Annotated in this window: 10 protein-coding genes; 4 read left to right on the forward strand and 6 right to left on the reverse strand. The window is 71.1% G+C overall.

Translation table 11 applies throughout. The features are described from left to right. Positions 1 to 5: 5 nt before the first annotated feature. The 3 genes from NLX86_RS04985 to NLX86_RS04995 form a co-directional block, all read right to left on the reverse strand. Positions 6 to 914: a sugar ABC transporter permease gene (locus NLX86_RS04985; protein WP_254370338.1), complete on the reverse strand. Its 909-nt coding sequence runs from the start codon at positions 912 to 914 to the stop codon at positions 6 to 8. 186 nt (positions 915 to 1,100) lie between these two features. Continuing rightward, entirely contained in the window at positions 1,101 to 2,111 is a 1,011-nt protein-coding gene (locus NLX86_RS04990; protein WP_254370412.1) for a carbohydrate ABC transporter permease, read from the reverse strand. A 106-nt stretch (positions 2,112 to 2,217) separates the two neighbouring features. Beyond that, positions 2,218 to 3,489, reverse strand: a complete 1,272-nt coding sequence (locus NLX86_RS04995; protein ID WP_254370339.1) for an extracellular solute-binding protein — start codon at positions 3,487 to 3,489, stop codon at positions 2,218 to 2,220. Positions 3,490 to 3,908: 419 nt separating this feature from the next. Here NLX86_RS04995 and NLX86_RS05000 point away from each other — a divergent pair, with 419 nt between their 5' ends. From NLX86_RS05000 to NLX86_RS05010, 3 genes are all read left to right on the forward strand, one after another. Next, complete coding sequence (locus NLX86_RS05000; RefSeq protein ID WP_254370413.1) at positions 3,909 to 5,570, forward strand: glycoside hydrolase family 13 protein; 1,662 nt, start codon at positions 3,909 to 3,911, stop codon at positions 5,568 to 5,570. A 25-nt stretch (positions 5,571 to 5,595) separates the two neighbouring features. Continuing rightward, positions 5,596 to 6,621 (forward strand): LacI family DNA-binding transcriptional regulator, encoded by a 1,026-nt coding sequence (locus NLX86_RS05005; RefSeq protein ID WP_254370340.1) that lies wholly within the window; start codon positions 5,596 to 5,598, stop codon positions 6,619 to 6,621. A gap of 95 nt (positions 6,622 to 6,716) precedes the next feature. Next, positions 6,717 to 7,610: a phosphatase PAP2 family protein gene (locus tag NLX86_RS05010; protein WP_254370341.1), complete on the forward strand. Its 894-nt coding sequence runs from the start codon at positions 6,717 to 6,719 to the stop codon at positions 7,608 to 7,610. A gap of 18 nt (positions 7,611 to 7,628) precedes the next feature. On the opposite strand, the gene NLX86_RS05015 is transcribed toward NLX86_RS05010, so the two are convergent. Both NLX86_RS05015 and NLX86_RS05020 read right to left on the reverse strand, forming a co-directional pair. After that, positions 7,629 to 9,206, reverse strand: a complete 1,578-nt coding sequence (locus NLX86_RS05015) for an amidohydrolase (protein ID WP_254370342.1) — start codon at positions 9,204 to 9,206, stop codon at positions 7,629 to 7,631. Next, positions 9,182 to 10,681, reverse strand: coding sequence for an APC family permease (locus NLX86_RS05020; protein WP_254370343.1), 1,500 nt, complete (start codon positions 10,679 to 10,681; stop codon positions 9,182 to 9,184). Before NLX86_RS05020 ends, NLX86_RS05015 begins: the two co-directional genes overlap by 25 nt. Positions 10,682 to 10,819: 138 nt before the next feature. Here NLX86_RS05020 and NLX86_RS05025 point away from each other — a divergent pair, with 138 nt between their 5' ends. Further along, the gene (locus NLX86_RS05025; protein WP_254370344.1) at positions 10,820 to 11,440 is read left to right on the forward strand and encodes a TetR/AcrR family transcriptional regulator; all 621 of its coding nucleotides are present in this window, start codon (positions 10,820 to 10,822) and stop codon (positions 11,438 to 11,440) included. 248 nt (positions 11,441 to 11,688) lie between these two features. Here NLX86_RS05025 and NLX86_RS05030 read toward each other — a convergent pair whose 3' ends face one another. Beyond that, positions 11,689 to 14,697, reverse strand: coding sequence for a bifunctional [glutamine synthetase] adenylyltransferase/[glutamine synthetase]-adenylyl-L-tyrosine phosphorylase (locus tag NLX86_RS05030; protein WP_254370345.1), 3,009 nt, complete (start codon positions 14,695 to 14,697; stop codon positions 11,689 to 11,691).

Raw genomic sequence — 14,697 nt, forward strand, 5'->3', positions numbered from 1 at the left:
GTACGTCAGGACTTCGAGGCGCCGGCGGTGAGGCCGGTGACCAGGTGCCGCTGCACGAGGTAGAAGACGAGCGCGGCGGGCAGAGCGATGAGCACGGAGGTGGCGGCCATCAGGTCCCACTGGGTGTCGTACTGGCTGACGAAGGTGGTCAGGCCGATAGCCAGGGTGTACTTGTCCTCGCTCAGCATGAACACCGAGGCGTAGGCGACCTCGGCCCAGGCGGTGAGGAAGGTGTAGAAGGCGGCGACGGCGAGGCCGGGCCGCGCGAGCGGCAGGATCAGCCGGTAGAAGGTGCCGAACGGGGTGAGGCCGTCGACCCGGCCCGCCTCGTCGATCTCCTGCGGGATGGTGTCGAAGTACCCCTTCAACAGCCAGGCGCAGTACGGGATGGCAGTGGTGCAGTACACCAGGATGAGCGCCCCGTAGGTGTCCAGCAGACCGAAGTTCGCCACGATGTTGTAGAGCGGCACCATCAGGATGGCGACCGGGAACATCTGGGTGACCAGGAAGGTCCACATCAGCTGGCGGTGGCCGGGGAAGCGCATACGGGAGACCGCGTAGCCGGAGCTGGCGGCGATGAACACACCGAGCACACAGGTGCCGAGGGCCACGATCAGCGAGTTGGCGAACCACTGCAGGAACTGGGTGTCGCCCAGGACCGCCGAGTAGTTCTCGAAGCTGATCTTCCCGGCGATGTTCTCCGGGTGGAGGAAGTCCGTCTTGTCCGGGCCGAGCGAGATCCAGGCGATCCAGGCGACCGGGAAGAAGGCGATGAAGCTCGCCACGAGCAGCGTGGCGTGGATGGCGAGCGAGGCGCCGCGGCTGCGCTCGCCGCGGCGGCTACCGGCGCGCTTGCCTGAGTCGGCGGACCGGGCAGCGTCGGTGGCCGCTGCGCGTTCGAGGGTGGTGCTCATGTCGGTGGCGTCCTTTCGTGCGTCAGGGGGTCTCCGGTCGGTCAGGCCGGATCAGCGAGCGGCGGCTGGTGCGTGCAGTTGCAAGGCGGCCGGATTCGGCCATAGCGGAGCTATGGGTGGATTCGGCCAACGCAGCAGATGTGCGTGCCAGGCGTCGGGAGCCCGGCATGATCGACCGGACACCCCCTAGGCGGCGGACTGCTCGTTGCGAGCGAGCCAGCGCCGGTAGAAGGAGGCGAAGACGATGAGCATCGACAGGATGATCACGCCGTACGCGGCCGATCCCGCGTAGTCGCGCGGGTCCTGGCCGAAGCCGAGGCGGTACGCCCAGGTGACGAGGATCTGCGCCTCGGGGGCCCCGGTGCGGCCGAACAGCAGGAAGATGACGACGAACTGGTTGAAGGTCCAGATGACGCCGAGCAGGATCACGGTGGAGCTGACCGAGCGCAGGCCCGGCAGGGTGACATGGCGGAACCGCTGCCAGGGGGTCGTCCCGTCCATCTCGGCCGCCTCGTACAGGTCTCCGTTGATCGACTGCAGTCCGCCGAGCAGCGAGACCATCATGAACGGCACGCCGACCCACACATTGACCATGATCGCGGCGGTGCGCTGCCAGAGCACCTCGCTGAGCCAGGCCGGCTGGGGCAATTGCAGCCAGCCCAGCGCGGTGTTCAGGATGCCGCCCTCGTCGGCGAGGATCAGCCGCCAGGAGAAGACGGTGACGAAGGTGGGCACGGCCCACGGCAGGATCAGCACCAGCCGGTAGAAGGTGCGGCCGCGCAGCTTGCGGTTGAGCAGCAGGGCGAGGCCGAGTCCGATGCCGTAGTGGAAGGCGACGCAGACGGCCGTCCAGACGATCGTCCAGAGGAAGTGCGGCCAGAACGAGCCGTCGGCGCCGGACAGGATCTCCGTGTAGTTCTCCAGGCCCACCCAGGAGAAGGAGTCCGGGATCTCGTTGACGCCGATGGTCCGGCCGATGTTCTGGCTGTTGGCGTCGGTCAGCGACAGGTAGATGCCGCGGGCGAGCGGGTAGAGCACGAGGGCGCCGAGGACGACGACGACCGGGGCCACCATGGCCCAGGCGTACCAGTGCTTCTCGTAGGACAGCTTCGTACGGGCGAAGAGCCCGGGGCGCGGGGCGTCACCACGCCCGCCCTTGGGGGCCTTGGGGGCAGCGCCCTCGACGGCGACGGTCATCTTCGGCACCTTCTCGGCAGATCTCTGCGGGGGTCGGTCGGGCATGCGGAAATGCGGCTGCACGGCCGGCCCGCCCCCGTCAGGAGGGGCGGGCCGGCCGTGGGACTCAGGAGTAGTCCGGGAGCAGCTTCTTGTAGGCCTTGGCGGTGTCGTCCAGACCCTGCTGCACCTTCACCTTGCCCTGGAGGATCTTGGTGACGTTGGTCTCGAAGTCGGTGTAGAGGGAGCTGTAGCTCGGGTCGGAGCCACGCGGCTTGCCGCCCTCTGCAAGCACCTTCTGCATGTCGGCGAAGCCGGGCAGCGCCTTGACCTCGGCGGTGTAGGCGGAGGTGCGGGTCGGCAGGGTGCTGTTCTTCAGCGCGATCTTGGCCTGGGTCTCGCCCGAGGTCATGAAGCCGACGAACTTCTGGGCGGCAGCCTGGTGGGCGGCGTCGGCACCGGCGTACACGGAGAGGTTGTGGCCGCCGATCGGGGCCCCCTTGTCGGCGGAGCCGGCCGGGACGGTGGAGATGCCCAGGTTGGCCTTGTCCGTGAAGGCGGCGCCCTTGTAGATGTTGGTGAGCTCCCACGGGCCCTGGACGATCATCGCGACCTTGCCGCTGGTGAACGCGTCCTGCATGTGGGCGTAGGAGTCGGCGGAGACGTCGAGCTTGGCGACACCGTCGGAGGCCAGCAGGTCCTTGCTGGCCTCGATGGCCTTGGCGGCCTTGTCCGAGTCGACGGTGATCTTCTTGCCCTCGGAGTCGATCAGGTCGACGCCCTCGCCGTAGAGGAACGGCATCTGGTAGTAGCCGGCCTTGTTGAGGAAGAAGCCCTCGGCGTCGGTCTTCGCCGCGACGGCCTTGGAGACGGCCTTCAGCTCTTCCCAGGTGGTGGGGGCCTTGTCGAAGCCGGCCTTCTTCAGGAGGTCCTTGTTCCACATCAGCGCGAGGGTGTCGGTGACGATCGGCGCGCCGTACGTCTTGCCCTCGTACTGGGCCTGCTTGAGCAGGGCCGGGGTGATGTCCTCGGAGTTCTTCAGCGCGTCGGTGCCGTCCAGGGGGCTGAGGAACTGCGACTTCGCCCAGGAGCCGGTCCAGCCGACGTCGGCGCGGATGACATCGGGAGCACCCTTGCTGCCGGCCGCGGTCTGGAACTTGTTCTGCGCCTGGTCGAACGGCACGTTGACGTAGTTGACCTTGATCGTGGGGTTCGCCTTCTCGAACTCCGCGATCCTCGCGTTGTAGGTCGGCGCCTCGTTCGTCGCGTTCGAGGTGTCCCACCAGGTCAGGGTGACCGGGCCGCCGGCCTTGTCGCCCTTGTCGCTGTCGCCACCGCACGCCGTCGCCGCCAGTGCGAGGGCCGCTACCAGCGCGGTGGCCGCTATGCCACGCCGCATGTGAACTCCTTCAGAGATGCCCGAGATGGCGGGGGCGGCCAGGGCCCCCTGCCGACCGCTCCCTCGCGGCGCCGGGTTCGGGCAGGAACGTAACAAGGATGCAAGACCGCCGAAAGACCTTGCGGCAACTTTCTGCAAGAGCAGTGGATCGTTACGTCCGCGTGTCCTGAGAGTTGCCGTTGCATCGCTTGACAGAGGCACTTTCACTCGGCCGACCCAGCTCGCCAGAAGCCATGGCGCCTTTCGCAAGACCTTGCAAGGCTGTTTACTTTCCTCGTCAGAGCACCGTCACCATCGGCCCCGAACCCGCGTTGACCTCGTTGGTTGTACGACTCCCCGACCCAGGACCGTACGAGAGGGAACCCCCTGTGACCCACGACCTCGCTCCCGCCGTCGACGTTCCCGCCCCGGCCGCCGAGATGCAGCACTCTGCAAGCTCTTCCAACGAGGGTGGCGGCTGGTGGCGCGATGCCGTCATCTACCAGGTGTACGTACGCTCCTTTGCCGACAGCGACGGTGACGGCATCGGCGATCTGCGCGGGGCCACGGAGCGCCTGCCCCATCTCGCACAGCTGGGCGTCGACGCCGTCTGGCTCACCCCCTTCTACGCCTCGCCGCAGGCCGACGGCGGCTACGACGTCGCCGACTACCGGGCTGTCGACCCGCTCTTCGGGGACCTCGGCGACATCGACGACCTGGTACGCACCGCCCACGAGCTGGGGCTGAGGGTGATCGTCGACATCGTTCCCAACCACACCTCGGACCGCCACCGCTGGTTTGCCGAGGCGCTGGCCGGCGAGCCCGAGGGGCCGGCCCGGGGCCGCTACCACTTCCACCCCGGCAAGGGCGTGGCGGGCGAGCTGCCGCCCAACGACTGGGAGTCCGTCTTCGGCGGTCCCGCCTGGACCCGCACGCCGGACGGGGAGTGGTACCTCCATCTCTTCGCACCCGAGCAGCCCGACCTCAACTGGGAGAACCAGGAGGTGCACGAGGAGTTCGATGCCGTCCTGCGCTTCTGGCTGGACCTCGGCGTCGACGGATTCCGTATCGACGTCGCGCACGGCATGGTCAAGGCGCCCGGCCTGCCGGACATCGGCCACAAGGAACAGGCCAAGCTGATCGGCGCGCAGACGTTGCCCTTCTTCGACCAGGACGGGGTGCACGAGATCCACCGCTCCTGGCGCAGGCTGCTCGACTCCTGTCCCGGCGACCGGATCGGCGTCGCGGAGGCGTGGGCGCCCGGCCCGGACCGGCTCGCGCTGTACGTACGCCCCGACGAACTGCACCAGGCGTTCAATTTCAGGTTCCTGAAGTGCCCCTGGGACGCGGAAGCGATGCGGGCCGTGATCGACGAGTCGCTGATGGCCACCGCCTCCGTCGGGGCGCCGACCACCTGGGTCCTGTCCAACCACGACGTCGTCCGCCACGTCACCCGCTACGGCGGCGGAGAGCAGGGCCGGCGCCGGGCCCGCGCGGTCGCGCTGCTGATGCTGGCGCTGCCCGGTTCCGCGTACATCTACCAGGGCGAGGAGCTGGGCCTGCCCGAGGTCGTCGACCTGCCGGACGAGGTGCGCCAGGACCCCGCCTTCTTCCGCGCGGCAGGCCAGGACGGTTTCCGCGACGGCTGCCGGGTGCCCATCCCGTGGACCACCGAGGGGCCGTCGTACGGCTTCGGGCCCGGAGCCGGCTGGCTGCCGCAGCCCGACGACTGGCGGGAACTCTCCGTCGAGGCCCAGACGGGCGATCCGGGCTCGACGCTCGAGCTCTACCGCTCGGCGCTGGCCCTGCGGCGCCGGCTGCCCGGGCTCGGAGACGCCGCGGGCGTACGCGGCGAAGGCGGCGCGGGCGGCGCGGGCGGCGCGGGCGCGGCAGCTTTCGGGAGCACCGGAATGCGGTGGCTGGCGGCGCCCGACGGCCTGCTCGCCCTGTCCCGCCCGGGCCTGCTCTGCACCCTCAACACCGTTGGCCACGCGGTCGAAATTCCGCTGCCCGGAAGGCTGCTGCTCTCCTCCGGCACCGTGGAGACGGCGGCCGGCACAGCCCGTATCCCGGCCGATTCCGCTGCGTGGTGGGCAATCTGAGATGCGACCGGTACAGTCCAATACTGTGACCGCACGGCTTGCCGACATCGCAACCCAGGCGGGGGTCAGCGAAGCCACAGTCAGCCGCGTGCTCAACGGCAAGCCCGGCGTGGCCGCGGGCACCCGCGAATCCGTCCTCGCCGCTCTCGACGTGCTCGGCTACGAACGCCCGGTGCGGCTCCGGCAGCGCAGCGCCGGCCTGGTCGGCCTGATAACGCCGGAACTCGACAACCCGATCTTCCCCGCGCTCGCCCAGGTCATCGGCCAGGCCCTGACCCGGCAGGGCTACACGCCGGTTCTCGCCACCCAGACGCCCGGCGGTTCCACCGAGGACGAGCTCACCGAGATGCTGGTGGATCGCGGGGTCTCCGGGATCATCTTCGTCTCGGGCCTGCACGCCGACACCACCGCCGACATGCAGCGCTACGACCAACTGCGCGGCCAGGGCGTCCCATACGTCCTGCTCGGCGGCTTCTCACCCAAGGTCAAAGCGCCGTTCGTCTCCCCCGACGACCGGGCCGCCATGCAGCTGGCGGTGACCCATCTGGTCTCGCTCGGCCACACCCGGATCGGCCTTGCGGTCGGCCCGAAGCGCTTCGTCCCCGTCCTGCGGAAGATCGAGGGCTTCCAGCAGGCGTTGCAGGAACAACTCGGCCTCGCGCCCGAGGAGTCCGACCAGCTCATCCAGCACTCCCTCTATACCCTCGAGGGCGGCCAGGCCGCCGCGTCCTCGCTGATCGAGCTGGGCTGCACCGCCATCGTGTGCGCCAGCGACATGATGGCGCTGGGCGCGATCCGGGCCGCGCGCGGACGCGGCCTCGGCGTGCCGCGCGACGTCTCCGTGGTGGGCTTCGACGACTCCCCGCTCATAGCGTTCACGGACCCACCGCTGACCACCATCCGGCAGCCGGTCCAGGCCATGGGGCAGGCCGCGGTCCGCACGCTGCTCGAAGAGATCAGCGGAACCCCTGCTCCGCACAGCGAGTTCGTGTTCATGCCGGAGCTGGTGGTACGGGGCTCAACCGCCTCGGGGCCCGTACAGCGGCCCTGACAGGGAGGGCTCGTTCTCAGGGTGGAGGGAATGCACCGAAGACCAGTCCGGGGGATGATCGATGGTGGCACGCCCATCTGGCAGACTCTCTCCCCATGGGTGAAGCGACCGTGAAGACACTGGAAGGCCGGACGGCCACCACGCCACCCATCGTGGACGAGGACCGCCCGGCCTCGAAGCGTGCACGCGCCCTCCTCGGCCGGGTCCGGTCGCCGCGTCGTCCGCGACTCTGGTTCGAAATCCTGCTGATCGCGGTCAGTTACTGGACGTACTCGCTCATCCGCAATGCGGTACCGGAGCAGAAGGCCGCCGCCCTGCGCAACGCCGACTGGATCTGGAGCGCCGAGCACACGCTCGGTCTCGCCTTCGAGCAGACGGTCAACCACGCGGTGAACTCGGTGACATGGCTGATCGTCACCATGAACTACTACTACGCGACACTGCACTTCATCGTGACCATCGGCGTACTGGTCTGGCTCTACCGCTGGCATCCCGGCCGGTACGCCGCCACCAGGACCGTGCTCTTCTCGACCACGGGTGTCGCTCTGGTCGGTTACTACCTGTATCCGCTCGCGCCGCCACGGCTGATGAACGGGCAGAACTTCATCGACACGGTGCTGGTGCACCACACGTGGGGTTCGATGGCCTCGGGCAACTTCAAGAACATGTCGAACCAGTACGCCGCGATGCCGTCCATGCACATCGGCTGGTCGCTGTGGTGCGGGATCACCATCTTCGCGCTGGCATCTGCACCCTGGGCGAAGATCCTGGGCCTCCTCTACCCGACGCTGACCCTGGTCGTCATCGTGGCCACCGCCAACCACTTCTGGCTGGACGCGGTGGGCGGCCTGCTGTGCCTGGCGTTCGGTTACCTGCTGTCGTACGGCTGGTACGGCGCGCTCCCGCAGCTGCTGCCGAAGCTGGTCGAGGACCAGCCCCGGCAGCAGCAGAGCGAAGACGGCCTGCTGCCGGAGCGCGTCCGCGTTTAGCCCTGCCATGTGCCGCGTTCAGCCCCGGTACGTGACGCGCCCGCCGGTCATGGTCAGCCGTACCGGCGCCTCGGCCAGTTCGTCCGCGGGGGCCTCGACCGGGTCCAGGCCCAGCGCCGTCAGGTCGGCCCGGTAGCCCGGAGCGACACGGCCGGCCACGTCCTGCTCCCCCGCCGCGAGCGCCGCGTGCGAGGTGCAGCCCTCCAGGGCCATCAGCCCGGTCAGCGCACGGCCGGGCGCGGCGGCGCCCCTCGGCGCCAGCGCCGTGGCCAGCACCTGGCGTACGTCGTAATGGGCGATCGGCCAGTCCGAGCCGAGCGCCAGCACCGCGCCCGCGTCGCGCAGATCCCGGCAGCGCCAGGCGCGGCCGGCCCGCTCGTCACCGAGCCGCTTGGACCATTCGTCGGTGCGGTCGGCGCGGGTGTACGCGGTGTGCGGCGGCTGCATGGAGGCGATGACACCCAGCGCGGCGAACCGTGCGATCTCCTGGTCGGGCACGGTCTCGATGTGCTCGATCCGGTGCCGGAGCCGGCCGCTCGCCCCCAGTGACTCCACGGTGTCCAGGACGTGGCGGACGGCGGCGTCGCCGATTGCGTGCGTGGCAGTCCGTACGCCCGCCTCGTGGAGCCGGCGTACGGCCTTGGTGTACGCGGCCGGGTCGGGCCAGAACGCGTCGGTGCCCTGGCCGTGGCAGTCGGCGTCCTCCAGCCATGCGGTGCCGCCCTCGACCGTGCCGTCCATGAAGAACTTCACCCCGCCGACCCCCCAGTGCCGGCCGCCGCGCAGCTGGAGGTCGACCAGCTCCTCCAGGTCGTCCTCGCCCGCGCCGGGCATGCACCAGGGCGCGAGGCGCAGCCGTACCGGGAGGTGGGTCTGCGCCTCCAGCGAGGCGAGCAGCTCCGGCACGTCCCCGTCGCCGAGGTCCATCACATGGGCGCCGGTCAGTCCGGTTGCCGCCATGCCGTCCAGCAGCCCGAGCAGCCGGGCCCGGCGCTCGGCCGGCGCCGGCTTGGGTACCAGGACGGAGACCAGGTCCATGGCGGCGTGCTCGATCAGGTGGCCGGTCGGGCGGCCGCCGGAGTCGCAGACCACGGTGGCGCGCTGGGCGAACGCCCGCGGGCCGGTGACTCCGGCGGCGGCCAGGGCGGCGCCGCTGACCAGGGCGGAGTGCCCGTCGTAGAGGCGGATGAACGCGGGGGCGCCGGCGAGTACGTCCTCGACGAGCGCCCGGTCGACGGGCCGGCCGCCGAAGGCGTTGTGGTCGAGCCCCCAGCCGACGACCCAGCCGTCGTTGCGGGGAGCCGTACGGAGGGCGGCCCGGAGCTGGTCCGGGTCGCCGACGCCGGACAGGTCGAGGCCGGTGGCCATCTCGATGCCCCATACGGGGTGGCTGTGGCCGTCGGTCAGGCCGGGGGTGAGGGTCGCCCCGGCCAGGTCGACGACCTCGGTGCCGGGTCCGCGCCAGTCGCGTACGTCGGCGTCGTCGCCGACCGCGACGATCTCGCCCGCCCGGACGGCTACCGCGCCGGCTCTGGGGCGGGCCGGATCGAGGGTGTGGACGCGGGCTCCGGTCAGGACGGTGTCGGCAGCGGGCACGGCGGCTCTCCTTGCAGGTTCGGGTCGGCTGTGTGGGTCGGGGGCGGGGGCTCGGCGGCGAAGTTCGCGTACACCTCGGGCCTGCGGCGGCGCAGCCGGAAGGCGAGGGCGATGCCGAGCAGGAAGACGGCGGGGACGAGTGCGACGAGGACGGTGTTGACGGTGCTGGAGGCACCCGTGAACAGGTCGACCTTCGAGACGACCAGGACGATCGCGGCAGCCAGCAGCACGGCCGCGACGACCGGGGCGACCACGGTGCGCAGGACGCCCTCCTGGTGGCTGATCCGGCGGAAGTAGATCGGTATGGCGATCGCGGCGAGCAGCTGGAGCGCCATCAGGCCGATTCCGCCGGGGGTGTTCACCCAGAGCAGCAGCTGCGTGTACGGGTCGGCGCCGGCCGCCGCGAAGCCGAGTACGACCGCGAGGCCGAGGACGGTCTGGGCGATGCCCGCGACGTACGGCGAGCGGTGGCGCGCATGGACCTTGCCGAGTACGGGCGGCAGTACGCCTTCCTCGGCGAGGGCGAGTCCGTAGCGGTTGATGGCGTTGTGGAAGGCGAGGAGGGAGGCGAGGACGCTGGTGACGATGAAGATGTGCATCAGGTCCGCGGCCCAGCCGCCGACGAAGGTGGTGATCGCGGCGAAGAAGAGGCCGCCGGGGTCGTCGGCCGCGGCCTTGACGACGGCGTCGTTCCCGAACGCCTGGATCACGGTCCAGACGACGAAGGCGTAGAAGAGGCCGAGGAAGCAGACGGCGATATAGGTGGCGCGGGGAATGGTGCGGCCGGGATCGCGGGCCTCCCGCCGGTAGATGACGGTGGACTCGAAGCCGGTGAAGGCGGTGAACGCGAAGGCGAGGACGGCGGCGGTGCCCGGGACCAGGACATTGCCGGGGGTGAAGGAGGCGAGGGAGAGGCCGTCCGCGCCGCCCTTGAACAGCACTCCGCCCGCGAGCAGGACGAGAATGCCGGTCTCGGCGAGCAGCAGGATGCCGAGGAGCTTGGCGCCGAAGTCGATGGAGCGGAAGCCGCCGTACCAGATGAGCAGAAGTCCGGCGAGGGACACCGGCAGCCAGGGGATGTCGATGCCCCACAGGGCGTGGGCGGTGTCGACGGTGGCGGTGCCCAGCAGGCCGTACACACCGATCTCCATGCCGTTGTAGCCGAGCATGGCCAGCAGGGCTGCGGCGATTCCGACTGGCTTGCCCAGGCCCTGGGTGATGTACGCGTAGAAGGCGCCGCCGCTGCGGACGTGGCGGCTCATGGTGGTGAACCCGACGGCGAAGATCGCCAGGGTGATTCCGGCGAGCAGATAGCCGGCGGGCGCGCCGATGCCGCCGAGCACGATGGCGATCGGGGCGACGCCGGCCATCACGGTGAGCGGGGCGGCTGCCGAGACCACGAAGAACGAGATGTCGGCGGTGGAGAGGGTGGCGCGGCGGAGCGAGGGGGGTCTTTCCTGGGTGTTCTCGGGCATGGCGAGGAGAAGCCCTTCTGCTGCGGCGGGGGACGGAGAGCGGGAGGCAGAAACCTAAAGGCTTTCGGTTTGCGGCAATGTAGCCTCCGTCTGGGCATACGGGAAGACCTCACGGAACGTGACGGAGAGAGCGGGAACATGGGACGACCGCGGACACCCCTGCTGGACCGGGAGCGCATCACCACGACGGCGCTCCAACTCGTCGCCGAACAGGGCGATTTCAGCGTCCCCCAGATCGCCCGGCGGCTCGGGGCGCAGACCGGATCGGTGTACCACCACGTGGACGGGCGCGGCGGGGTCGTCGAACTGATGCGGGAGCGGGTGTGCGACGCGATCGACGGCGGCACACTGGACGTGGAGCCGTGGGACCGCGCGATGGCGGCGTGGGCGCGCTCCTACCGGGCCGCCTTCGCCGCGCACCCCCGGGTGATCCCGCTGCTGATGACCACCCCGGTGCGGGCCCCGAAGGTGCTCGCCCAGTACGAGCGGGCCGTACGGCTGCTGCGCGGCGCCGGCTTCGCGAACCCCGACGTCATGACGGTCATCATCGCCCTGGAGAACCTGGTGCTCGGCTCGGCGCTGGACCTGGCGGCCCCCGAGACGATGTGGGAACTCCCGGACGACACGAGCACCCCCGAGCTGGCCCGCGCCCTGTCGGCGGTTGGCGCGGGCCGCGCGGAGGCGGCCTTCGACCTGGCCCTGACCGCGTTCCTGACCCACTGCCGGACCCTGCTGCCGAAGGCACCCGCACCGGACTGACCTCGGTCCGCCAGGTCGGGGCGGCGGCCGGCCGTGGGCACGTGCCGGCGCCGCACAGCCGCACCAGCCCGGTCGGGGGTCCGGGAAGCGCCGCCCGCTCGGCGGCGGGAGCCCGTCGCTTGGCACGGCACCCGCGCCCCGCAAGCCGCGGGCGCCCGGCCGCGGCCCGGGCTTGCCGCGCCACGCGGCGGAGCCGCACATCGATGCAGCGGGAAGGGGCGGGGTCGGGCAAACGCCCCGCGGACCCCCTACGCCCCGTAGAACAGCTCCTCGACGACCGCCCGGGCGCGCCGCGTCGTACGCCGGTAGTCGTCGATCAGCTCGCCCGCGCGGCCCGGGCCGTACCCCAAGTACCGTCCCACCGCCGCCAGTTCGCGCCCGTCCGACGGGAACGTGTCGCCCGCCCGGCCACGTACCAGCATCACCGCGTTCCGTACGCGCGTCGCCAGCACCCATGCCTCGTCCAGGATCTGCGCGTCCTCGGTCGCCATCAGGCCCGCCGCATGCGCGGCGGCCAGCGCCTCGCGGGTCCGGGTGGTGCGCAGGCCCGGCTCCGCCCAGCCGTGCCGCATCTGCACCAGCTGGACCGTCCACTCGACATCGCTCAGCCCGCCCCGGCCGAGCTTGGTGTGCAGCGTCGGGTCGGCGCCGCGCGGCATCCGCTCCGACTCCATCCGGGCCTTCAGCCGGCGGATCTCACGTACTGCGTCCTCGCCCAGCCCTTCCGCCGGATACCGCAGCGGATCGATGAGGTCGACAAAGCTCCGGCCCAGCTCCTCGTCGCCCGCCATCGGCGCGGCCCGCAGCAGGGCCTGGCTCTCCCAGACCAGGGACCAACGCCGGTAGTACGCGGCGTACGAGGCGAGCGTCCGTACCAGCGGCCCGCTCTTGCCCTCCGGTCGCAGATCCGCGTCGATGAGCAACGGCGGGTCGGCTGTGGGCAGTTGGAGCAGGCGGCGCATTTCCGTGACGATGATCTGCGCGGCCTTGGCGGCCTCGTGCTCGGCGACCCCCTCGCGCGGTTCGTGGACGAACAGCACATCCGCGTCCGAGCCGTACGCGAGCTCCTGGCCGCCGAAGCGGCCCATGCCGATGACCGCGAAGCGCGCAGGCAGCGTGTCGCCCCACTGCTCACGTACGGCGGCCCGCAGCGCACCGGCGACCGTCGCCGCGTTGAGGTCCGTGACGGCCTTGCCGACCAGGTCGACCAGCGCGCCGGGGTCCTCCTCGGCGGGGCTGTCCTCGGTCCCGTACGAGCCGATGATGTCGGCCGCGGCGGTACGGAACAGCTCCCGCCGCCGCACCCCGCGCGCCGCCGCGACCGCGCCCTCTGCGGTGTCCGCACGGTTGACCGCGGCCAGGATCTCCTGCTCCAGGTGATCGCGGCCGCGCGGCCTCAGCCCCCCGGGGGCGCCGAGCAGGGCGACCGCCTCGGGCGCCCGCAGCAGCAGGTCGGGGGCGAACCGCCCGGCCGACAGCACGCGGGCGAGGTTCTCGGCGGCAGCGCCCGTGTCGCGCAGCAGCCGCAGATACCAGGGCGTCTTGCCGAGCGCGTCGGACACCTTGCGGAAGCCGAGCAGGCCCGCGTCGGGGTCGGCCGAGTCCGCGAACCAGCCGAGCAGGACGGGCAGCAGCGTGCGCTGGATCGCCGCCTTGCGGGACACCCCCGAGGCGAGCGCCTCCAGATGCCGCAGCGCGGCGGCGGGGTCCGCGTAGCCGAGGGCCTCCAGCCGCTGGCCGGCCGCCGTTGGACTCAGCCGGGTCTCGCCGGGCGCGAGCTGCGCGACGGCGTCGAGCAGCGGCCGGTAGAAGAGCTTCTCGTGCAGCCGGCGCACCACCGATGCGTGCCGCCTCCATGCCTGGTTCAGCTCGGCCACCGGATCGGTGCGCAGACCGAGCGATCGCCCGAGCCGCCGCAGATCGGCCTCGTCCTCGGGTACGAGGTGGGTGCGGCGCAGCCGGTAGAGCTGGATGCGGTGTTCCATCGCCCGCAGGAAGCGGTACGCCTCGTCCAGCTGCGCGGCGTCCGCCCGCCCGACATAGCCGCCGGCCGCCAGCGCCTGGAGAGCGTCCAGGGTCGTCCCGCTGTGCAGCGTGGCGTCGCTGCGCCCGTGCACCAACTGCAGGAGCTGTACGGCGAATTCGACGTCCCGCAGCCCGCCGGGACCGAGCTTGAGCTCGCGTTCCACCTGCGCGGCGGGGATGTTGTCGACCACCCGTCGGCGCATCTTCTGCACGTCGGGGACGAAGTTCTCGCGCTCGGCGGCCTGCCACACCAGCGGCGCCACCGCGTCCTCGTACTCGGCGCCCAGTTCGGGATCGCCCGCCACGGCCCGGGCCTTCAGCAGCGCCTGGAACTCCCAGGTCTTGGCCCAGCGCTGGTAGTAGGCGAGATGCGAGGACAGCGTGCGCACCAGCGGGCCGTTCCTGCCCTCGGGACGCAGGTTGGCGTCGACCGGCCAGATCGTGCCCTCGACCGTCGTCTCGGAGCAGATCCGCATCAGGTGGGAGGCGAGCCGGGTGGCGGCGCGCAGCGCCTTGCCCTCGTCCGCGCCGTTCGCGCCGTTCGCGCCGTTCGCGGGCTCGCCGACGAAGATGACGTCCACGTCGGAGACGTAGTTCAGCTCGTGGCCGCCGCACTTGCCCATCGCGATGACCGCGAGCCGGCACATCGCGGCGTCCTCGGGAGCGGCCGCGCGGGCGATCGCGAGAGCCGCCCGCAGCGTCGCCGTGGCCAGGTCGGCCAGCTCGGCCGCCGCCTGCGCGACATCGGTCGTACCGCAGACGTCACGTGCCGCTATCGCCAGCAGGCAGCGGCGGTAGGCGATGCGCAGCGAGACGGGGTCGGTCGCCTCGGCCAGACCGCGCTCGAACTCCTCGACGCCGGGGTGCAGGTCGGCCGACTCGTAGGTGACCAGCGCGTGCCAGTCGCGCGGATGCCGGGCCAGGTGGTCGCCCAGCGCCTCGGAGGCGCCGAGCACCCCGAGCAGCCGGTCACGCAGCGGCTTCGCCCTGACCAGGGTGGAGAGCAGAGCCCGCCGCTCCTCCGGGTCCTGGGCCTCCACCAGCCGTACGAGCCCGCGCAGCGCGAGATCGGGGTCGGCGGTGACGCCGAGGGCGTCGAGCAGCACCGGATCGGTGCGTACGGAGGACAGCTCGGGGGTGTCGAGCAGCCGCCCGGCGGCGGACGGATCGGTGAAGCCGTGCCGCAGCAGCCGGGTGAACGTACTGCTCCTGCGCCCGGGAACCGAAGTCAT

Origin of the sequence: Streptomyces sp. A3M-1-3, from assembly GCF_024213665.1 — a bacterium.
Classification (GTDB): domain Bacteria; phylum Actinomycetota; class Actinomycetes; order Streptomycetales; family Streptomycetaceae; genus Streptomyces.